At 68.8% G+C, this 19,374-nt stretch carries 20 protein-coding genes; 16 read left to right on the forward strand and 4 right to left on the reverse strand.

What is annotated here, in order from left to right; all coding sequences use genetic code 11:
* Positions 1-29: 29 nt before the first annotated feature.
* From E3O44_RS18365 to E3O44_RS18380, 4 genes are read right to left on the reverse strand one after another with little or no spacing between them, the layout of a single operon-like run.
* Positions 30-416, reverse strand: a complete 387-nt coding sequence (locus tag E3O44_RS18365; protein ID WP_134536465.1) for a flagellar assembly protein FliW — start codon at positions 414-416, stop codon at positions 30-32.
* On the reverse strand, positions 413-1,372 hold the full coding sequence (flgL, locus tag E3O44_RS18370) for a flagellar hook-associated protein FlgL (RefSeq protein WP_134536467.1): 960 nt from the start codon (positions 1,370-1,372) through the stop codon (positions 413-415). The genes E3O44_RS18365 and flgL overlap by 4 nt, the downstream gene beginning before the upstream one ends.
* A 2-nt stretch (positions 1,373-1,374) precedes the next feature.
* A complete protein-coding gene (flgK, locus tag E3O44_RS18375; RefSeq protein ID WP_134536468.1) occupies positions 1,375-2,907 on the reverse strand; it encodes a flagellar hook-associated protein FlgK in 1,533 nt (510 codons plus the stop codon).
* Positions 2,908-2,917: 10 nt separating this feature from the next.
* Positions 2,918-3,403, reverse strand: a complete 486-nt coding sequence (locus E3O44_RS18380) for a flagellar protein FlgN (RefSeq protein ID WP_134536470.1) — start codon at positions 3,401-3,403, stop codon at positions 2,918-2,920.
* Between the two features lie 440 nt (positions 3,404-3,843).
* Here E3O44_RS18380 and E3O44_RS18385 point away from each other — a divergent pair, with 440 nt between their 5' ends.
* The 16 genes from E3O44_RS18385 to E3O44_RS18460 all read left to right on the forward strand — a co-directional run bounded on the left by E3O44_RS18385 (position 3,844) and on the right by E3O44_RS18460 (position 19,291).
* Positions 3,844-4,785, forward strand: coding sequence for a sigma-70 family RNA polymerase sigma factor (locus tag E3O44_RS18385; RefSeq protein WP_134536472.1), 942 nt, complete (start codon positions 3,844-3,846; stop codon positions 4,783-4,785).
* 85 nt (positions 4,786-4,870) lie between these two features.
* Positions 4,871-6,043 carry a flagellin N-terminal helical domain-containing protein gene (locus tag E3O44_RS18390; protein ID WP_134536474.1) on the forward strand — a complete coding sequence of 391 codons (1,173 nt, stop codon included), beginning with the start codon at positions 4,871-4,873 and terminating at the stop codon, positions 6,041-6,043.
* 177 nt (positions 6,044-6,220) lie between these two features.
* Positions 6,221-7,609: a flagellar filament capping protein FliD gene (fliD, locus tag E3O44_RS18395; RefSeq protein WP_134536476.1), complete on the forward strand. Its 1,389-nt coding sequence runs from the start codon at positions 6,221-6,223 to the stop codon at positions 7,607-7,609.
* Positions 7,606-8,055, forward strand: a complete 450-nt coding sequence (gene fliS, locus E3O44_RS18400) for a flagellar export chaperone FliS (RefSeq protein ID WP_241976427.1) — start codon at positions 7,606-7,608, stop codon at positions 8,053-8,055. Before fliD ends, fliS begins: the two co-directional genes overlap by 4 nt.
* The gene (locus E3O44_RS18405) at positions 8,048-8,374 is read left to right on the forward strand and encodes a hypothetical protein (protein WP_134536478.1); all 327 of its coding nucleotides are present in this window, start codon (positions 8,048-8,050) and stop codon (positions 8,372-8,374) included. Before fliS ends, E3O44_RS18405 begins: the two co-directional genes overlap by 8 nt.
* 109 nt (positions 8,375-8,483) lie before the next feature.
* On the forward strand, positions 8,484-10,109 hold the full coding sequence (locus E3O44_RS18410) for an HNH endonuclease signature motif containing protein (RefSeq protein WP_134536480.1): 1,626 nt from the start codon (positions 8,484-8,486) through the stop codon (positions 10,107-10,109).
* A gap of 243 nt (positions 10,110-10,352) precedes the next feature.
* On the forward strand, positions 10,353-10,694 hold the full coding sequence (locus E3O44_RS18415) for a flagellar basal body rod protein FlgB (protein ID WP_134536482.1): 342 nt from the start codon (positions 10,353-10,355) through the stop codon (positions 10,692-10,694).
* A complete protein-coding gene (locus tag E3O44_RS18420; RefSeq protein ID WP_134448950.1) occupies positions 10,694-11,086 on the forward strand; it encodes a flagellar basal body rod protein FlgC in 393 nt (130 codons plus the stop codon). Before E3O44_RS18415 ends, E3O44_RS18420 begins: the two co-directional genes overlap by 1 nt.
* Entirely contained in the window at positions 11,086-11,406 is a 321-nt protein-coding gene (gene fliE / locus E3O44_RS18425; protein ID WP_134448951.1) for a flagellar hook-basal body complex protein FliE, read from the forward strand. Before E3O44_RS18420 ends, fliE begins: the two co-directional genes overlap by 1 nt.
* Positions 11,406-13,025 carry a flagellar basal-body MS-ring/collar protein FliF gene (fliF, locus tag E3O44_RS18430; RefSeq protein ID WP_134536484.1) on the forward strand — a complete coding sequence of 540 codons (1,620 nt, stop codon included), beginning with the start codon at positions 11,406-11,408 and terminating at the stop codon, positions 13,023-13,025. Before fliE ends, fliF begins: the two co-directional genes overlap by 1 nt.
* Complete coding sequence (gene fliG / locus E3O44_RS18435) at positions 13,022-14,041, forward strand: flagellar motor switch protein FliG (RefSeq protein WP_134536486.1); 1,020 nt, start codon at positions 13,022-13,024, stop codon at positions 14,039-14,041. Before fliF ends, fliG begins: the two co-directional genes overlap by 4 nt.
* Positions 14,031-14,762: a FliH/SctL family protein gene (locus E3O44_RS18440; protein ID WP_134536488.1), complete on the forward strand. Its 732-nt coding sequence runs from the start codon at positions 14,031-14,033 to the stop codon at positions 14,760-14,762. The genes fliG and E3O44_RS18440 overlap by 11 nt, the downstream gene beginning before the upstream one ends.
* Positions 14,759-16,084, forward strand: a complete 1,326-nt coding sequence (locus E3O44_RS18445) for a FliI/YscN family ATPase (protein WP_134536490.1) — start codon at positions 14,759-14,761, stop codon at positions 16,082-16,084. The genes E3O44_RS18440 and E3O44_RS18445 overlap by 4 nt, the downstream gene beginning before the upstream one ends.
* The gene (locus E3O44_RS18450) at positions 16,084-16,518 is read left to right on the forward strand and encodes a hypothetical protein (protein WP_134536492.1); all 435 of its coding nucleotides are present in this window, start codon (positions 16,084-16,086) and stop codon (positions 16,516-16,518) included. Before E3O44_RS18445 ends, E3O44_RS18450 begins: the two co-directional genes overlap by 1 nt.
* A complete protein-coding gene (locus E3O44_RS18455) occupies positions 16,515-17,219 on the forward strand; it encodes a C40 family peptidase (protein ID WP_134536494.1) in 705 nt (234 codons plus the stop codon). The genes E3O44_RS18450 and E3O44_RS18455 overlap by 4 nt, the downstream gene beginning before the upstream one ends.
* On the forward strand, positions 17,219-19,291 hold the full coding sequence (locus tag E3O44_RS18460; RefSeq protein ID WP_134536496.1) for a flagellar hook-length control protein FliK: 2,073 nt from the start codon (positions 17,219-17,221) through the stop codon (positions 19,289-19,291). Before E3O44_RS18455 ends, E3O44_RS18460 begins: the two co-directional genes overlap by 1 nt.
* Positions 19,292-19,374 lie beyond the last annotated feature (83 nt).

A 19,374-nucleotide genomic window follows, 5' to 3' on the forward strand; every position in this document is an offset into this window, starting at 1 on the left:
TCAGGAACGCGCAGGTCAGGAACGCGCGGTCAGGCTCCCGACGCGGCGCCGAGTTCGGCGCGGAGGGACCAGTCCTGACCCTCGAGGATGATCTGGGCGCAGCGACCGGTCGCGGAGTTCACGACGATCGGCGCCATCAGGTTGACGGTCGTTCCGCCTTCGCGCGGGTTGGTCACGACGAGCACCAGCGCGTGGTCGGGGCCGGCCAGATCGAGGGAGAGGGCGTGGTCGTCGGTGATGACGGGGGAGTAGTCCGGCAGGTAGATCGCGGCGTCGAGCACGAACAGCCGGGTGTGCCGGTCTTCGGCGGACTGCAGTGTATACAGGCCGTCGGCTCCCGCGATCTCGGTCAGATCGAACTCCGTGAGCGGGGCGAGCCCGGGCGGTGGTGAGACGAAGGTCAGGGTGGCGCTCATCGGAGGAAGTCCATCAGGGTGTGCTGCAGTACCTTCGAGGTCACGGAGAGTGCAGCCTGGTAGCTGACGTCCTGGAGTTTGAGGCTGAGGGCGGCCTGGGCGAGGTCCACGTCTTCGATCCCGGATCGTTGGGCTTCGAGCGTTCCGGCCTTGGTGACGAGCCCGGCACCGGCGCTTTCGATCTGCTTCTGCCGAACTCCGTTGTCCGACTGCGCGGCGATGACCGTGGTCAGTCTCGTGTCTACGGTCGAGAGGTAGTCGCTCGCGGTCGTCGTCGCCGTCGCTCCGGCAGCGGCAACGCCTGTCGACGAATCGAGTGCGTTGCTGATGTGGTCGATGAGGCTGAACACTGAATCGGTCCCGATTCCATAGACGGATGCGCCGTCCGAGTCGACGCGCACGGTCGAGTCCGAGGCGACGCGGCGCTCGACGGTCGCACCGGCGGTGCCGTTGTACTTCACAGTCGCCGGAATCGCCGGGGTTGCCCCATTCGCCGGGATCGCCGCTGTCGTGGTAAACGCTGTAGGGGTATCCGAGGTGCCGGCAAAGACGCTGCGTCCGAGGTACTGCGTGTTTGCCTGGGTGAGCAGGTCCTGCTTGAGGCCCTGCAGCTGCGTGGCGAGGGCGCTCTTCGCTGTCTGCGAGAGCGAGCCGTTGCCGCCCTGCACGGTGAGGTCGCGCACCTGGTTCATGATGTTGGTCGTCGCGGCCAGGGCTGAGTCAGCGGTGGTCAACCAGCCGGTGCCGTTGTCGACGTTGCGGGTGTACTGGGCGACCGCGGTCTGCTGGGCGCGCACCGCCAGCGAGTCCGCGGCGCGTGCCGGGTCGTCCGAGGGGTTCTTCAGGGTCGTGAGCGCCGAGGCCTGCTCCTGCAGTTGGGTGAGCCTGGCGAGGTTGGTCTGCAGGCTCGACTGGGCCGCGCGAATCTGGGTCTGGGTGGTGACACGGGAGATCATGGTCAGCGGCCCACCAATCCGGTCTTGTTGATGAGCACGTCGAGCATTTCGTCGACGGCGGTCATGACCCGGGCGGCGCCCTGGTACGCGTGCTGGAACATCAGAAGGCTCACGTTCTCTTCGTCAAGGTCGACGGATGCGTTGGACAGCTGGGCTTTGACCGCTGCGGTCGACGCGACGCTGGCCAGGGACGCACCCTGGAGCTCGGACTTCGTCGTCACCGCGAGGCGGGTCACGGCATTGGACCAGTCTGTGCTCGGCGAGGTGAAGGGGAGCTTCGTCGTGGGGTCGATTGCTGTCGCCTTGCCCGCACCCAACTGCGAGACGGCGTCGGCGATCGTGCCGGCCGAGGTCACGGTGGTGGATCCGACTGCGACGGCGGCGGCGGTTGCCGCGGTCCCGGCTGCGGTGAGGGCATGAGAGAGGTCGGTGGGCGTCGCCAGCAGGACGCTCACGCCGAGGGCAGCTGCCCCGGTGGTGGAGACCTTGAAGAAATCCCCGCCGGGAGTCGACGTGGGGTTGAAGACGCCGTTGACGCTCGCGGCGAGCGACGTCGCGAAGGAGTTGTAGGTCGCAGCGACGTCGGCGAGGGTCGAGCCGGTGCCGGCGCCGGTCTTCTGGTCGATCGTCGCGGGCCCGAGCAGGGAGAGGGCGCCGGCGAGCTCGCCGCCGTCGACAGTGGCGGGCACGAGCGGGGTCCCCGCGGCGCGTGCCCACGCGATGGACACAGTCCCCGCGGCGCCCGTTCCGGTCCCGGTTCCCGTGAGGGTTCGCGCTCCGACGGCGACGAGTGCCTGGGCCTGGTCGCCGCTGACGAGGGCGTTCCCGCCGACGAAGACGTTGACGGTGCCGTCGGCCTGTTCGGAGACGACCCCACCGGTGAGTGCGGCGATCGTCGTGGTGAGCGCGCTGCGCTTGTCGAGGAGTTCGTTCGCGGAACCGCCCGCTGCGACCGTCATGCGGATCTGGGAGTTGAGCCCGGCGACCTGTGTGGCCGCGGCATTGACTTCGGAAACCATCGAGTCGACGCTCGAACGCTGGGAGGACCACTCGGTCGCCACGGCCTGGTAGTTGGAGGCGATCTGGGTGGCAACCGCGTTGGCCTGGCTCAGCACGACGCCGGCCGGTGCGGCGTCGCCGGTGGCGTTGGAGAGGTCCTGCCAGCCGGCCCAGAACTTGGAGAGGGTCGCGGACAGTCCGCTCGTGCCGGGTTCGTTGGTGGCTGCTTCCACCGCGGTGAACGCGTTGGCGCGCACGGCAGAGAAGCCGGCGATCGCGGCAGTCGCACGCACCTGGGCGTCGAGGCTCGCGCTGCCGAGGCGGGCGATGCCGGTCACCGAGACGCCCTGGCCGGCGCCGACTCCGGAAGAGAATAGACCGGCGCGCGTCACGGCATCCACCGAGGAGGTCGTCACGCGCTGGCGGGTGTAGCCCTCCGTTCCGGCGTTGGCGATGTTCTGGCCGACGACGTCCATGCCCTGCCGGGCGGCGAGGAGGCCGGAGTATGCGGTGTTGAGTCCGCCGAATGTGCTCATGGGGTTCCCGTTAGAACGACTGGTCGAAGAGGCGGGCGGGCGGGGTGGGCGCATCCGCTGTGCCGCGGGCGTCGTAGGTGTTCGTGTTCACGCGGATGTCGGCGAGCGTCTCCTGGCTGGAGCGTGCGGCCGAGCGCAGCAGGTGTTCGTTGGCGTCGCGGAGTTCCTTGATCTGGGCGGCGAGCTCGCCGAGTGCCTTGAGGTGCGCCGTCATGATCTCGGTCCAGGGGCCGACGGGGGCGTGGGCGACGAGTTCGCGGAGCGTGGCGTCTTCGCTGGTTCCCCACTCGTTCGACATCGCGGCCACCTCGACGCTACGGGCGAGGCCGGCTTCCTGCACGTGGCCGAGCACCTGCTCGACCTCACGGGTGCCCTGCTGGAGCCAGCGGGTCTTGCCGTTCGTGAGGAGGAGCTGTTCTTCGTCGAGCTTGAAGACGAGGAGTTCGAGGAGCTCACGCTCGCGCCACAGGAGGGCGGAGAGTTCATTGGCGCCCACGATTTCCTCCACACGGTTCCGGTCGGGCCGAGGGACGCACGACCGCGTCGACTCTGGCTTCAGATGGCACTATCGGCAGGGTTTCGCCGCACGTAAGCGATCTGTGTGTTCAGACTGGCAGGTGGGGCCTGGGAATGTCCACCTAAATGAGGACAACGCTTTCCCGAAGTGGGGGAGGGTTGGGGGGATCCACGGTGGTAAGCGTTTCCCGGTTGGGGGGTGCCAGTCCCCCCAGAGTGGGGGTGCCGCACGGCTGGACTCAGGGTGGGCTGATTGTAAGTTTGACGTGCGGACAAAACATTTTGTAATAAAGGGGCCCCGAACCCCCCGTCCGATCTTGGAATTTGTCCCAGTGCTCACCCGGTACGAAGCGAAGAATCCTGGCCCTGCCAGAGGTCTCTCGCTCAACATTCGGTTTGGTGAACACAGGGGGCTGCGACGTGAATCGCACTGAGCGTAATCGGCTGGTCACCGACAACCTGCCCCTCGTCGGGTACCTGGTTTCCGAGGTCTGGGCCAAGGCCCGGCACCTCTCCCGCGATGATCTCGCGTCCGCGGGCGCGCTCGCGCTCGTCACGAGCGCGGATGCTTTCAATCCCGATCTCGGGGTTCCCTTCGGCGCCTTCGCCCGTCGCCGCATCATCGGGGCATTCGCCGACGAGATGCGCTCCAACGACTGGGCCACCCGCACCGCCCGCCGGCGCATCAAGGAAACCCGCGCCGTGCAGGAAACCCTCGCCGCCGCCCTCGGCCGTGCCGCGAGCGTCGACGAGATCGCCGCCGCACTCGGCGTCGACCGCGAGACCGCCGCCGCCGGACTTGCCGACAGCGAGCGCACCGTGATCGCCCTCGACGACACCACCGCCGAGTACATCCCGGCGAGCACCGTGCTGCCGGGGGAGTCGCTGCTCTCCGCCGAGCGCCTCGCGTACCTGCGCGCGGCCGTGCTCGCGCTCCCGCCCAAGATGCGCGAGATCATCGAGCAGGTCTACTTCGACGACCGCCCGGTCAAGGACATCGCCGCAGACCTGGGCATCACCCACTCGGCCGTGTCCCAGCAGCGCGCGGAGGCCATCCGCTTGCTCCGCGACGGCCTCGGCACCCACTACGCCGACGACGAAGCCGACTACGTGCCGGAGTCCCGCGTGGCGCCGGCCCGCCGCAGCGCTTACCTTGCCAGGCTCGCCGACCACGCGATGCTCGGCATCGTCAACGAGCGGATGCCCGCCGTCGCGACCGACCTTCCCCTCACCCAGCCGATCAGCCTGCCGGTGCCCTCGCGCACCGCTGCGATCGCCGCCGCGAAGTACGCCGCCGCCGCTGGATCGCTCGGCGATCACGGCGTTTACCCGGCCCGGGAATCTTTCTCGCTCAACGGCTAACGCGAACGCGGCCGAGGCCGATAGCTCTAGGTGTCAGCCCATGGATGGGTAGACGCACCAACACCCACTCACGGAGGAATACATCATGGGTATGCAGATCAACACCAACATCGCGGCGAACAACACCTACCGCAACCTGACCGCTACGCAGAACGACATGTCCAAGTCGCTCGAGAAGCTTTCCAGTGGTCTTCGCATCAACCGCGCATCGGACGACGCGGCCGGCCTTGCAATCTCCGAGGGCCTCAAGTCGCAGGTCGGTGGCCTCACGGTCGCCAGTCGCAACGCCCAGGACGGCATCTCGGTCGTGCAGACCGCTGAAGGTTCGCTGAGCGAAGTCACCTCGATCCTGCAGCGCATGCGAGACCTCGCCGTTCAGGCCGGTAACGACTCGAACAGCGACAAGTCACGATCAGCGATCACCACTGAGGTCGGTCAGCTAACGACCGAGCTCAACCGGATCAGCGAGTCCACGAGTTTTAGCGGCACGAACCTCCTCGACGGGAGCAAGACATCCATGAGCTTCCAGGTTGGGGCGAATGGTGGCGGCACGGGTAGCCAGATCGCCGTCAACCTGACCGGTGGCGTGAATGTCAAGAGCCTCGCGGCTAGCCTGACATCGGGAGCAGCCGGAGCAGTCATTGCGGTCAATACTCCGACCGATGTGACCGGAACCGTGAGCTTCACGGTTAGGACTGGACCAGTCGGTGCCACGACTGACACTGGCGTCGCCGTCACATTGGGGGCTGCCGGTACATACAAGACCGTTCAGGAAGTGGCAAACGCACTCAACTCGGACACTGGCTTCAAGACCGGACTCACCGCATCCGTCGACAAGGACAACAAGCTCGTGGTCACCGCCCTCAATGGTGGCACGGTAAACGGCGGCAGCACTGCGAACACGGCCGGTACGGCAGGCACCGGATTTGCCCTTAACACGGCTGGCGCTGCTGGTGCTCTCGACTTTTCCAACGCTATTGGCGCAGCGGCGGCCATCACGGTTTTGGATGCGAAGATCGACAGTGTGTCGTCGGCTCGCGCCGACCTGGGTGCCGTACAGAACCGGTTCGAGAGCGTCGTCAAGACGCTGGCTGTCTCGACCGAGAACCTGACCGCTGCCGGATCCCGCATCCGCGACACCGACATGGCCGCTGAAATGGTCAAGTACACCCGTTCCAGCATCCTGGTGCAGGCCGGTACCGCCATGCTCGCTCAGGCGAACCAGGGCAACCAGGGCGTGCTCAAGCTCCTCCAGTAAATCGGATAGCCCAGGCAGTCGGGTAACCGACCGGTGAACTATGGCCGGCGGCGCGCGGGAGATGAACTGGACCTCATCCTTCGAACGTCGCCGGCCATTCCACGTTCCAGTCGCAGTACACGTTCTACTCGCAGCACTATCAGCAGCACAGAGTTTCACACCTAAGGAGGTGGAGGCATGGGAAACGCGATCGATGGGCTCATCAGCGGTCTGGACACCACAACCCTGATCAATAATCTGATCAGCGTCGAGGCTCGTCCTCAGACGCTGCTCAAGGCATCCGTTGCCACCTCGCAAAAGTTCATCACTGCGCTTCAGGGGCTCAACAACCAGGTCGCCGCCCTTGCGACCCTCGCGACCGCGGCTTCGAAGCCGGCGGCCACCGACCTCTATGCGGCGACCAGCAGTTCCACGAGCGTGACCACGGCGGTTTCGGCTGGGGCGGGTGCGGGCCAGATCGACGTCGTCGTCGGCGCCCTCGCCAAGACGCAGGTCGGCGTCTCCGCGCCCCTGACCATTTGGCCGGCCAGCCCCGCGGCACTCACCGTCGTCGTGAACGGCGTCAGCACCGAAATCACGCCCGCCTCCACGTCCCTTGACGATGTCGTCACTGCGGTCAATGCTGCCGGTGCCGGCGTCACCGCGACCAAGGTCGCGTCCGGCGTGGACGCGAGTGGGGCCGCACAGTACCGTCTCCAGTTCACCGCCAGCGGCTCGGGACTGGCCGGCGCATTCTCGATCTACCAGGGCACCAAGGCAGAGGTCACGGCCAACACCGCGACGAACGTGCTCACCCAGACGGGCGCCGCCATCACTACTGAGGCCAAGGATGCGAGCATCACGCTCTGGGCCAACACCCCTGCCGAGCAGAAGATCACCTCCTCGACGAATACCTTCGCCGACTTGCTTCCGGGCGTCGCAGTCACTGTCTCGGCCGAGTCCACCACGCCCGTGACAATCAAGGTCACCCGCGACGATGCCGCGATCAGCTCGCTCGCCTCCGGGCTCGTGAACTCGCTCAACGGAATCTTTGCGCTCATCTCCACCCAGACCGTCGTCACCAACAGCACCAACGCCTCCGGTGCCGCAGTGATGTCGCCGGGTGTCTTCACCGGAGACAGCGGCGTTCGCGACGTGAGCCAGAAGCTGCTCAACGCGGCATCCGCCCCGATCAACGGGCACTCTCCGTCGGAGTACGGCATCAGCATCACCAAGACCGGCACGATGGAGTTCGACCCTGCGAAGTTCGCGACGGCCCTGGCCGCGGACCCGACGACGGTCAAGGCAGCCGTGCAGGAGATCGCCACCCGGGTGGCCGCCGCAGCCGTGGCCGTGTCGGACAAGTACACCGGCGCGCTGACAAATCAGATCACCGGGCAGCAGTCGTCGGTGAAGGACATGAGCGCCCGGATCAGCGCGTGGGACATCAGCCTCGCCACGCGACGCTCCACCCTACAGGCCACCTACACGGCGCTCGAGGTCTCCCTCGCCGCTCTCAAAGCGCAGTCGACCTGGCTCACCGCCCAGGTCGCTGCGATCCCGACCACTACTACGAGCGCTGGATGATGATGGCAATTATGAGCATGATGGGGAGCAACGCGCAGGCCCGCCGCGCGCAGTTCAACCGCGAATCGATCCTGTCCGCCACCCCGGCGCGGCTCCTGACGATGCTGTATGACAGGCTTCTCCTGGATCTCAACCGCGCGCAGGCGGCACAGCTGAACCAGGACTGGCAGGTTGCTTCGGAGAACCTTCTGCACGCTCAGGCGATCGTGTCCGAGCTGTCCACTTCCCTCAACGTAGAGGCCTGGGATGGCGCCGAAGGCCTGTTCGCGATCTACGTGTACGTGCAGAACGCGCTCATGAGCGCCAACGCGCACCGGGACGTTGCTCGCACGGTGGAGTGCATCGGCCTGTTGGAGCCGCTGCGTCAGACTTGGCACGAAGCCGCCGAGCAATTGCCCGCGCAGTCGATGGGTGCCCGAATCGGGGGGGAACTCGGCTATGCCTAGGCCGTCGGGATCGTATGAGGAATGGCTGCGGGTGCTCGACGAGCTCGAACGCAGCCTCGGCAGCGGCACGCGCAACGCGGTGCTCGCGATCGAAGGGGAGCGGTTCTCCACGGGCGTGCAGTGGCGCGCGCCCGAACACCTGGGTCAGCTTCCCGTGCAGCTCGAGGAGCGCGCCCGGCTGCTGATCGCGGGCCAGCTCGAGCTGATCCGCGAGATCGAGGATGCCCGGCGCTCCGCCGGAGCGCACCTCACTGCCGTGCGCACCATCCTCACCGCCCAGCGCGCCGACCGTTCCGTCTATATAGACGTCACCGGCTGATCGGACTCGCTGAGGGTCGCTTCTCCTCAACAGGTGGCTGATCAAACGGGGTTTCCACAGACCTGAGCCATGCTCAAAGAGTGTCAGTGGTCCGTCGTAACTTTGAGGCATGACCAACTTCCCGGAGTCGCCCGCTTCACCCGATCAGCCGCAGGGCGACCGAGTGTTGCGCGGGTCAGTGCATGGCGGTGTGCTCGGTGGGTTGCGGTCGATGGCGGATATCGTCACCGGGCTGGGCGGTTCGTCCGCCGCTGTCGACACGCTCAGTGATGAGGCGGTGCTCGAAGGTCACTCGTTGATCGCGGGGGCCCGGCGGGCGTTGGATACCCAGGCGGCGTGGTTCGCCGCAACCCTGGCCCGCCGGTCTCGTCCCGAACTCGGCGGGAAAGGCCTCGCGGCCCGGAAGGGGTTCCGCAGCCCGGAGGACCTGCTGCAGAGCATCTCCGGGTCGAGCAAGGGCGACGCAGTCAAGCTCCTCGGAGTGGGCCGGCTGGTGGCCGAGACCGACGACGCCGAGAAGGCCGCCCGGGAAGCCGCGGAAGCGCAGAAGCTCCTCGACGACACTCCGCCCCTCGACGGGGCTGCTCCAGACCTGCCGCCGGTGCAACCGCCGATTCCTTCGGCCGCGGTGCCGCCGTGGCACGCCCCGATCGGCCGGGCCCTCGGGGACGGCTGGCTCAGCGTGGAGAAGGCCGATGCGCTCCGCAAGGGCCTGGGCGACCTGGACCGGGCGATCACCCCGGAGAAACTCGCCTCCGCCCTCGCCAGGCTCCTCACCGAAGCACGAACCCTGAACGCGGACCAGCTGTTCAAACGGGCCCGCCGGATGCGGGACGTGCTCGACGAGGCCGGCATCGCCGCCCGGGAGAAGGCCGCCTACGACGACCGGTCCTTGCGGTTCTACCGGCTCTCCACCGGCCAGGTACGCCTGATCGGCTTGTTCGCTCCGGAAGATGGCGAATACCTGATGCAGACCTACGACGCCATCACCAGCCCCCGCCGCGGCGGGGTCAGGTTCGTCGACAAAGAGCAGGCCGCCTGGGCCAAGCGGGTGCAGGATGACCCGCGCACCACGGAGCAGCTCACCGCGGACGCCTTCCTCGCCCTGACCAAACTCGGCGTCAAAGCCGACCCGAACCGCATCGCGGGCGGCCGCAGCCCCGCCGTGCGCATGGTCACCATCCGCCCCAGGGGCACAACACCCGCCGGTACGGCGCCCACCGGCACCGTTACGGCCGAGGCCTCAACCGATGCCGAAGCGGAACCCAAGACCGACGGCGCCGCACTCCAGCCCGGTGTGATCGAGGGGACCGCGGTCACGGTCTCGTCCGAGACCTTAGAGCGAAACCGGTGCGACAGCGGTCTCCTCGATGTCACGTTTGATGACCACGGCAGCGGCGTCGACCTCGGCCGGGAGCAGCGCACGTTCAGCCCGGCCCAGCGGGCGGTCCTCGCCCTTCGGGACGGCGGCTGCATGTGGCCCGGCTGCGACCGCCCACCCTCCTGGACCGAAACCCACCACATCCAGCATTGGAAAGACGACCACGGCGAGACCAACCTCGACGGCGGGATCCTGCTCTGTCGGTCCGATCATCTGCGGCTCCACAACGAACACTGGCGCATCTCCCGAGACGACACCGGCCGGTACTGGCTCACCCCACCACCCGGACTCGACCCCGAACAGAGGCCCATTCTCCTCAGGAGCAAGAGCGAGATCCTCCGCGATGACGACTGACTCGATTGACCGACGGACAGACTGAGTAAGTGGGCGGACAGGCGGGCTGACATGCGGGTGGAGTGGCGGGCGGTCGGCGGGTCGAAACGGCCGCCGCACCCCCCTTTCGAGCCAAGGGCGGGAATCGGCAGAGAAAGTCCTTACGCGGGCCGGAACCGGGCCGATAGCTAGAGACGAGCACGGATTGCTCGCACCAGGCCACGGACCGGCCGTCCAGTACATCTGACGACGAATCGGGTAACCGTGCTTGAATCCGTGACCTCCACCGCTCTCACGAGCGCACTGGCTGCACTCTCTCTGCGACAGAGCACTATCGCGAGCAATATCGCCAACGTCAACACCCCCAACTACCACGCCAAGCAGGTCGCGTTCGAGTCCGCCCTCGCCAAGTCGGTCGCCGATGGCAACGGCAGCACGGCCGCAACGACCACCGAGTCGCTCGAACCCACCAACGTCAACGGCAACAACGTCAACCTCGACACCGAGACGCTCGCGAACACCTCGACCGTGCTCCGGTACCAGTTCGCCGCGCAAGAGATGAACATGCCGTTCAGCGCCGTGCGCGCCGCGATGAAGACCGCCTGATGAGCCTCGACGCGATCGGAATCGCCGGCTCCGGCCTCACCCTGCACCGCAAGTGGCTCGATGCGATCGCTGACAACATCGCCAACGTCAACACCGTCACGCCGACGAGCGGCAATGCCTTCCAGGCCCGCTACATCGTGGCGCAGGCCGGCGCCGGAGTGAACGGCGTCGAGGTCGCGGGCACCGCGCAGGGCTCGGCCGCCGGCATCCTCGTCTCAGACCCGACCAACCCGCTCGCCGACGCGGCCGGCTACGTCCGTCACCCGGACATCGACCTCGGCGAGCAGATGGGTGACCTGATCATGGCCCAGCGCGGCTACCAGGCAAATGCGGCCGTCGTCGACCGCGCCAAGACAACCTACGAAGCAGCACTTCAGATCGGCCGTGCCTGATGACCATCGCATCCATCGGGGCGCTCGCGCTCCAGGCCAGCCAGGCCACCCAGAGCGTGCAGGCGACGCAATCCAGCCAGGCCACCACGGCCACCGACGGCTCGGGCTTCGGAACTGCCATGGCCGGCGCCGTCGACAACCTCCAGCAGCTGCAGTCGACCGCCAACACCCAGGCCGTCGCCGCCGTCACCGGCAACCTCAATGACATCGCGAGCGCCACCATCGCAGCCACCCGCGCACAGGTGAGCCTCGAACTCGTCGCCGCCGTGCGTAATAAGGGCGTCGACGCCTTCAACGAGATCATGAGGATGCAGGCCTGATGCCCCGCCAGATCAGTTCCTTCTTCCAGCGCCTCGGACAGAACATCCGGGAATTCACCGTCGCGCAGCGCACGGTCGCCATCATCGGCGTCGCGGTGCTCGCACTCGGCATCGCCGCGCTCACGATGTGGGCCACGAAGCCCGCGTACACGCCGCTGTTCTCCGGGCTCGCCGGCGCCGACGCGAGCGCCATCGTCGACCAGCTCGCGACCGACAAGGTCGACTACCAGCTCAGCGACGGCGGCGCGACGATCCTCGTTCCCCAGGCGGATGTCTACGCCGAGCGGCTCAAGGCCGCCGCGGCCGGGCTGCCGACTTCGGACACCGGGGGATACTCGCTCCTCGACAAAATGGGCGTGACCGCGAGCGAATTCCAGCAGTCGGTGACCTACAAGCGGGCCCTCGAGGGTGAGCTCGCCAACACGATCCAGGCCATGCAGGGCGTCAAGACCGCCTCGGTGCGCCTGGCCATCCCCAAGGACACCGTGTTCGTGTCCGAAAAGCAGGACCCGACGGCATCCGTCTTCGTCGCCACCCAGACCGGCGTGACACTCTCGAGCGACCAGGTCCAGGCCATCGTGCACCTGACGAGCGCGTCGATCGACGGCATGAAGCCCACCGACGTCGCCGTGATCGACTCCAAGGGCATCGTGCTCTCGGCCGTCGGCACCGGTGTCACCGGAACCGGCGCCGAACAGTCCACCGACTATGAGCAGCGCGTGCGCGGTTCCGTCCAGGCCATGCTCGACAAGGTGCTCGGCGCCGGCAACGCGACCGTCGTCGTCGCCGCGGACATGAGCGCACAGTCCGCCTCCCGCGTCGAGGAATCGTTCACCTCGCCGACGAACGCTCCCGCCCTCAACGAGGCCGTCAAGACCGAGACGTACACCGGCTCCGGCGCTGCCGGTGCGGCCGGCGTGCTCGGCACCACAACCACCACGACGACCCCCACGGGGACAAGCACCGACGGTTCCTTCACCTCGGCGGACACGACGAAGAACAACGCCGTCAACAAGGTCACCGAGACCCGCACGATCCCGGCCGGCGCCGTCAACCGCCAGACGGTCTCCGTCGCCGTGAACAAGGACACGATCGGCAGCCTCAACGTCGCCGACGTGACCAGCCTCGTCTCCTCGGCCGCCGGCATCGACTCGACTCGCGGCGACGCCGTCACGGTCGAGGTCGTCAGCTTCAACGGCCAGGCCGCCACGGACGCGGCTGCGGCCCTCGCCCAGCAGGATGCCCAGACCTCGGCGGACCGGATGGGCGAGATCGTGCGCATCGGCATCATCACTGCCGGAATCCTGATCACCCTGATCCTCGGCATGTTGCTCTACGCCCGCCGGTCACGGCGCCAGAGCCGCGAATCGATCGAGGTCGACGACATGCTCCAGGTGCGTCAGGCCCTCGCTCCCGCCGCGGTCCCGTTCGGACTGACCGCCCCGATCGCGCCGATCATGATCGACCCGAGCCCGACCGTCGCCTTCGGCGTCCCGGCCTTCACTCCTCCGGTCGCTTCCGAGCGGATGCGCGTCGAGATCGACGCCCTCGCCCAGCGCGATCCGAAGAAGACGGCAGAGTACCTCCGCGGCCTCATGGATGACCGGCAGCCCGCATGATCGACGCACAGGTCCCTCTGACCGGAACCCAGAAGGTCGCCATCGTTCTGATGAACATGGACCACGACCGCGCGACCGAAGTGATGAAGCAGTTCAGCGAGGCCGAGGCCGCCGACATCGCCGCCGAGATCGTGCAACTGCGCCGGGTCGACGCCGACGTCGCCGAGACGACCGTTCTCGAATTCCACGACCTCACCATGCGCGGCGGACGCGCCCCCCGCGGCGGCCACGCCTATGCGGTCGGCCTGCTGGAGGCATCCTTCGGCGCGGAGCGCGCCGCCGGGGTCATGAGCAAGGTCGCCTCCTCGATGGCCGGCAAGGCCTTCGAATTCCTCGACACCGCGGAACCGCTCCAGATCCTCACCCTCCTCGACGGCGAACTGCCGCAGACCATCGCCCTGGTCCTCGCCCACCTCCGGCCCGAACACGCCTCCGCCGTGATCGCCGGCCTCGAGGGCACCCTGCCCGCCGAGGTCGCCCAGTGCATCGCCGGTATGGGAACGGCGACGCCCGAAGCCATCCGCGTCGTCACCGACTCGCTCAAGGCCCGCGTCGGTGCCGTCACCGCCACCAGAGACTCGGTCGAGGTCGTCGGCGGCATCCAGCCGCTCGTCGAGATCATCAACCGGGCGGATGTCGCCACCGAGCGCTCCCTCCTCGAAGCGCTCGACGCCCGGGACCCGGTCCTCGCCGAACAGGTGCGCGCCCGGATGCTGACCTTCGCCGACATCGTCCGCCTCGAGGACCGCGACGTGCAGCAGGTCCTCCGCGGCATCGACGCCGGCATCCTCGCGATCGCGATGAAGGGCTCCACCGAGGGCGTCATCGAGATCATCCGCAAGAACCTCTCCGAACGCAACCGGGAGATCCTCGACGACGAGATCCGCGCGCTCGGGCCCGTTCGCGTCTCCCAGGTCGAGGAGGGCCGCGCGACGATCGTGCGGGCCATCCGCGACCTCGAGGCCCAGGGCAGCATCACCGTGACCCGCGCGGACGAGGACGCTTATGTTGTCTAGCCCCGCGATCCCGTTCCGTCACGCCGAGCCCGTGCTCGTGGACGCCGCTGCCGAAGGAGTCCCGGCCGCGGCCGGACCGGCGACCAGCCCGGCGTCCCTGAGGTCGTCCGATACGGCAGGCGACCCGCCGTTCTCCGCGATCTCCTTCCCGACCCTGCGCGCCGTGACCGGCGATGACACCATCGAGGCCGCGAGGGTCCAGGGACATGCGGCCGGATACACGGCGGGCATACGGGCGGCAGCGAGCGATATCGCGGCCCAGGTCGCGCGCCTCGAAGCGGATCACGCCGCCCGGGTCTGGCAGATCCAGGCGCAGCTCGACCGCACCGTCCGGCTCCTGACCGCGGCGAGCACCGCGCTGGACGCGCGGACCCTGCCCGTGCTGCACGACGCCGAAGATACCCTGATCGCCACGGCCCTCGACCTCGCGGAGGCCGTGATCGGATACGAACTCCGTGACGGACCGGCCGCCGCACGGCTGGCCATGCGCCGCGCGCTCGACCCCGCATCGGCGACGCGTCCGAACGCGGTGCGCATGCACCCCGCCGACCTCGCCGTGATCGACCCGGCCGTCATCGCCGCCACCGGCGTGCAGTTCCAGGCCGATCCGTCGCTCGCCCGCGGCGACGCTGTTTCCGAGTTCGCGGACGGTTTCCTCGACGCCCGGATCGGCACCGCGTTCGAGCGGGCCCGCGCCGCGCTCCTCGGGGGAACCCGATGACTCTCACCTGGGAACCGCGCCCCGTCGCATTAGCGCGCGCGCTCCGGGTCGCCCGCCCCGAACGGGTCGGCGTGGTCTCGTCCATCGTCGGCCTCGGCCTCGAGGTCCGTGGGCTCAACTCGGCGATCGGCGACCTGGTCGCGATCGGGGACGACGCCGAGATCGATGCGGAGGTCGTTGCGACGACGCAGGACGGCATCCGCTGCATGCCGCTCGGCCGGATGACCGGAATCCGGGTCGGCGCACCGGTCCGGTCCGACGCGACCCCGCACCTCGTGCCCACCGGCAGCGGCCTCTTCGGCCGTGTCATCGACGGGATGGGCCGCCCCATCGACGGGAAGGGACCCCTCGTCGTCGAGGAGTACGTCTCGATCGACCACGACAGCCCCTCCGCGATGCAGCGGTCCCGCATCACGACGCCGCTGCAGCTCGGCGTGCGCGTACTCGACACCCTCACGAGCGTCGGCCGCGGCCAGCGCATGGGCCTCTTCGCCGGTTCCGGGGTCGGCAAGTCCTCGCTGCTGTCGATGATCGCGCGCGGCACCGACGCGCAGGTCTCCGTGATCGCCCTCGTCGGGGAGCGCGGCCGTGAGGTGCGCGAATTCCTCGAAGACGACCTCGGGGCAGAGGGCCTCGCCCGCTCCATCGTCGTGGTGTCGACCTCGGACGAACCGGCCATGATGCGCCTGCGCGCCGCCTTCGTCGCGACCCGCATCGCCGAATCCTTCCGGGACCAGGGCGCGGACGTCATGCTGATGATGGACTCGCTCACCCGGGTCGCGATGGCCCAGCGCGAGATCGGCCTCTCCGTCGGCGAACCCCCGGCAACCCGCGGCTACCCGCCATCGACGTTCTCCCTGATGGCGCGGCTGCTCGAGCGCGCAGGCACCGACCGGTCCGGCTCGATCACGGGCATCTACACGGTGCTCGTCGACGGCGACGACCACAACGAACCCATCGCGGATGCCGCACGCTCGATCCTCGACGGACACGTCGTCCTCGACCGCAAGCTCGCCGTCCAAGGCCATTTCCCGAGCGTCGACGCCCTCGCCTCGATCTCCCGGGTGGCCTCCCGGGTCAACACCCCGGAACAGAACCGGCTCGCCGGAACGCTTCGCAAGGTGCTCGCCGCGCGGCGGAACGCCCAGGACCTCCTCGACGTCGGCGCGTACAAGGCCGGCACCAACCCGCTCGTCGACGCGGCCGTGGACAACGAGGCCGCGATCAACGAATTCCTGCAGCAGCGGATGGACGACCAGACGTCCGCCCCGCTCGCCTGGGACCAGCTCACCCGACTCACCCGGCTGTTCGGAGGCCTCTGATGAAACGTGACTTCGCCCTCGCCGGACTCCTCCGGTTGCGCCACCTGCAGCAAGACGCCGCTGCCGGGGAACTGGCCGCGGCCAACGCCCTGCTGCACTCGAACGAGGCCAGGCGTGCGGAGGCATCCGCGGCCCTGACCGTGCTCCCGAGCGAGGCGACCGGCACGGCATCCCTCGCCGCGATCGCGGCCGGCCGTACCTCGGCGCAGAGCATGCTCGCCGACCTCGACGCGCTCGGCCGGGACTACCGGCGGACCGCCGAGACCGCGCACGCCGCCTTCACCGCGAAGCGTGCCGAGTCCGTCGGACTCGAAAAGCTCGAGGACCGCCACGGCATCTTCGTCGCCGCGGAGGACCTCCGGGCGGAGCAGACCGTGCTCGACGAGATCGCGTCGACCGGGTGGCACCGCCGCAAGGCCGGAGGCACCCGATGACGATGGTCGACGCCCTGAGCCGGATCAGCACGATCCAGGCCACCCTGGCGCGCTTCGATGCCCTGAACGCCGCCTCGGCGCCGACGGCTGCGGCCGCCGCCGCGACCACCACCGCAGACAGCACCGGAACCGCGGCGACCTTCGCAGACGCCCTCGCGGCCGCGGCCAGCAAGGCGACGAGCGCGGCGAGCGGTGCCGGCGTCGCCACCGGCAGCGTGACCGGAACCGACATCGTCACCTCGGCACAGAAATACCTCGGCGTACCCTACGTCTTCGGCGGCACCAGCTCGAGCGGCATGGACTGCTCCGGGCTCGTACAGAAGGTCTATGCCGACATGGGCATCTCCGTTCCGCGCCTCGTCTCGGGGCAGATGAAGATCGGCACCGAGGTCGCGTCCCTCGCCGACGCGAAGCCGGGGGACCTGATCGTCACGGGCGGCGGCGAACACATCCTGATCTATGCGGGCAACCACAAGGTCATCCACGCTCCCTACGAAGGCCGCACGGTCTGCGAGGTCGAGGCCTACATGAAGGATTCGGACATCGACACCATTCGCCGTGTGATTCCGGACGCCCCCGCTGCGTCCAGTGCCGCATCCTCGGCGTCCGCGGCCCTGACCGCGGCGAAGGCTGCCGCGACATCCGGCACCGCCGACCTCCTCAGCGCCGCCCTCGCCTCGATGATGAAGAGCGCCTCCTGATGCCGGCATCTTTCGGTAGCGCCGTGTCCGCGCACGCCTCCCTCGCCCGGGCCAACGCCCAGGCCCTGCTCGCCAGTGCAGCGTCGGATGCCCGGACCGGGAACGGGACGAGTTCCGGAGCGAACATGAGCGCGGGCAGCTTCGCCGCCGCGCTCGACACGGCCAGGGACGCCGGGACGATCCAGCGTCGTGAGGCCTCGAGTGCCTCCGTCGACGCGCGGGCCGTGACCGCACGGGCGGCTGAGGCTGCGCTGTCGCGCTCGACCGCGGATGCCTCCGCCCGCGAGCGGATGGACGCGTCCGCCGCGCGGTCCTCGGCGCATGACGCCGCCCGGACATCGGCAGCCCGAACGTCGGCACGCCAGGACACACGGGAATCCGCCGGGGAATCGGCCCAGAAATCCGGACAGACGGCACGGGACGCGCAGGATGCCCGTGCGGCACGGTCGGTCCAGATCGCCAGGGACGTGCGCTCGGTCAGGGCCGCACGGAGCGCCCACACCGAGCGGGACTCCCAGCCGGAACCGACGTCCCTGTCCGGCCACGGATCTGCCGGCAGGGAGATCTCCTCCGGACAGTCGGCATCCGGATCAGCAGCGACGTCCGGGGCACCCGGACAGGCTGGACAGCCGGCGAGCCAGCCGGGAGCTGACCACGCGCCGGCAGCCGCGAAGCGTGACCTGCTCCTGGCCGATTCGGCATCCCTCTCGGCCTCGACGTCGACTTCAGCCGCCGGGTCGGTCTCGGCTTCAGGTGCGGCTTCAGGCGCGGCATCAGGCGATACTGCGCCCAGCGGTTCAGCGGTCGCCCCTGCTCCGTCGTCCGGTTCGACGGCTCCGGAATCCGCGCCCGTCGGTTCCGCGACCCTCGAGTGGGCGCCGGTGGGCGCCGCCGCGGCTTCACTGCCGTCTCCCGTCGGTGCCGCACCGGCAGAGTCAACGCCCGTGAATTCTGCATTCGGGACCACGACGTCCGGCGCCCAGGGCGTCACGACGGGGGCGGTTCCGGCCGAAGCGGCCGTACCGACCGGCGTTCCGGGAGACCGCGGGACCGGCGCGGCCACCGGCGCGAGCGGTGTCGCTCCCGGCGCACCGACGACCGGCACGGACGCACCGAACGGCCAGGCGGGTTCGACGGGGGCGACGCTCTCCGGTACGAACACCGAGACACCGGGTGCCGTCCTCACGGACCTGGCGGGCCGCGCATCCGCCGCGGCCGCCCGCACCGCTGCTACTCCCGGCGACACCCGCGTGGGCCTCGCGCCCACGACACCGGTCGACCCGCGCGCCGCCTCCGCGGCCGTCACCGGCTCGGACGGCAACCTTTCGGCCGGTGCCGGTTCGGACCATGCCGGAACGGGCAATTCCAACGGGGGAGCGGTCGCCGACCCTGCCGGCGCATTCCGTTCGGCAACGGCAACCGCACCCCTTGCTGCCGCAGGCACGGCTTTCGCGTCCGTCGCTTCCGCGGCGACCCCCACCGACCCGACCACCGTGGGCACCGCATTCCCGGTTGCCCCGCACACGGTCGCCTCGAATGCGGCCGTCACGGCGGCATCCGCTGCCGGAGCCTCGACCGCGACGCCGGGAGCTGCGCCGCTCGCCGACCTGCCGTTCGCCGGCCAGGTCGGCCGCGGCCTCGCCAGCCTGATCGGCGCGGCGAACGGCGAACACGCGATGACCATCACCGTGAACCCCGACAACCTGGGCCCCGTCATCGTGCGGGCCCACATCGGCGGCAGTGCGATTCGGGTGGAACTGTTCGCCCCGACCGATCTCGGCAGGGACGCGCTGCGGGCGATCCTGCCCGAGCTTCGGCGCGACCTCGCCCAGGGTGGTCTGGATACCCGGCTTGACCTGTCCGGAAACTCCCAGCCCGACGATTCCCGTGCAGCGGGCTCCGGTGCCTTCGGCGCCCCCGGCAGGCAGGATGCCCGGTCCAGTCCGGATCCCGGATCCGCCCGGGCACCCGATCAACCCGGTGACGCTCGGGAGACCGGGTTCCCTCCGGCCGCACCGAGGTTCCGGGACGACCCCCTCGGCTACCGCCCCTCCGTCGATGTGCTGGCCTGAGTGACAGCCCAGCGGATGACCGGCCGGACACCGATCCTGTTCGACACCACGACCACGAGATCCACGAGAACCACCAGAAGAGA

Origin of the sequence: Cryobacterium algoricola (assembly GCF_004402485.1) — a bacterium.
In the GTDB taxonomy this organism is placed as follows: Bacteria; Actinomycetota; Actinomycetes; order Actinomycetales; family Microbacteriaceae; genus Cryobacterium; species Cryobacterium algoricola.

Coding starts and splice junctions, on each gene's coding strand:
- E3O44_RS18365 (WP_134536465.1), bottom strand. CDS start 416: ATGAGCGCCACCCTGACCTTCGTCTCACCACCGCCCGGGCTCGCCCCG.
- flgL (WP_134536467.1), bottom strand. CDS start 1,372: ATGATCTCCCGTGTCACCACCCAGACCCAGATTCGCGCGGCCCAGTCG.
- flgK (WP_134536468.1), bottom strand. CDS start 2,907: ATGAGCACATTCGGCGGACTCAACACCGCATACTCCGGCCTCCTCGCC.
- E3O44_RS18390 (WP_134536474.1), top strand. CDS start 4,871: ATGGGTATGCAGATCAACACCAACATCGCGGCGAACAACACCTACCGC.
- fliD (WP_134536476.1), top strand. CDS start 6,221: ATGGGAAACGCGATCGATGGGCTCATCAGCGGTCTGGACACCACAACC.
- fliS (WP_241976427.1), top strand. CDS start 7,606: ATGATGATGGCAATTATGAGCATGATGGGGAGCAACGCGCAGGCCCGC.
- E3O44_RS18405 (WP_134536478.1), top strand. CDS start 8,048: ATGCCTAGGCCGTCGGGATCGTATGAGGAATGGCTGCGGGTGCTCGAC.
- E3O44_RS18410 (WP_134536480.1), top strand. CDS start 8,484: ATGACCAACTTCCCGGAGTCGCCCGCTTCACCCGATCAGCCGCAGGGC.
- E3O44_RS18420 (WP_134448950.1), top strand. CDS start 10,694: ATGAGCCTCGACGCGATCGGAATCGCCGGCTCCGGCCTCACCCTGCAC.
- fliE (WP_134448951.1), top strand. CDS start 11,086: ATGACCATCGCATCCATCGGGGCGCTCGCGCTCCAGGCCAGCCAGGCC.
- fliF (WP_134536484.1), top strand. CDS start 11,406: ATGCCCCGCCAGATCAGTTCCTTCTTCCAGCGCCTCGGACAGAACATC.
- fliG (WP_134536486.1), top strand. CDS start 13,022: ATGATCGACGCACAGGTCCCTCTGACCGGAACCCAGAAGGTCGCCATC.
- E3O44_RS18440 (WP_134536488.1), top strand. CDS start 14,031: ATGTTGTCTAGCCCCGCGATCCCGTTCCGTCACGCCGAGCCCGTGCTC.
- E3O44_RS18445 (WP_134536490.1), top strand. CDS start 14,759: ATGACTCTCACCTGGGAACCGCGCCCCGTCGCATTAGCGCGCGCGCTC.
- E3O44_RS18450 (WP_134536492.1), top strand. CDS start 16,084: ATGAAACGTGACTTCGCCCTCGCCGGACTCCTCCGGTTGCGCCACCTG.
- E3O44_RS18455 (WP_134536494.1), top strand. CDS start 16,515: ATGACGATGGTCGACGCCCTGAGCCGGATCAGCACGATCCAGGCCACC.
- E3O44_RS18460 (WP_134536496.1), top strand. CDS start 17,219: ATGCCGGCATCTTTCGGTAGCGCCGTGTCCGCGCACGCCTCCCTCGCC.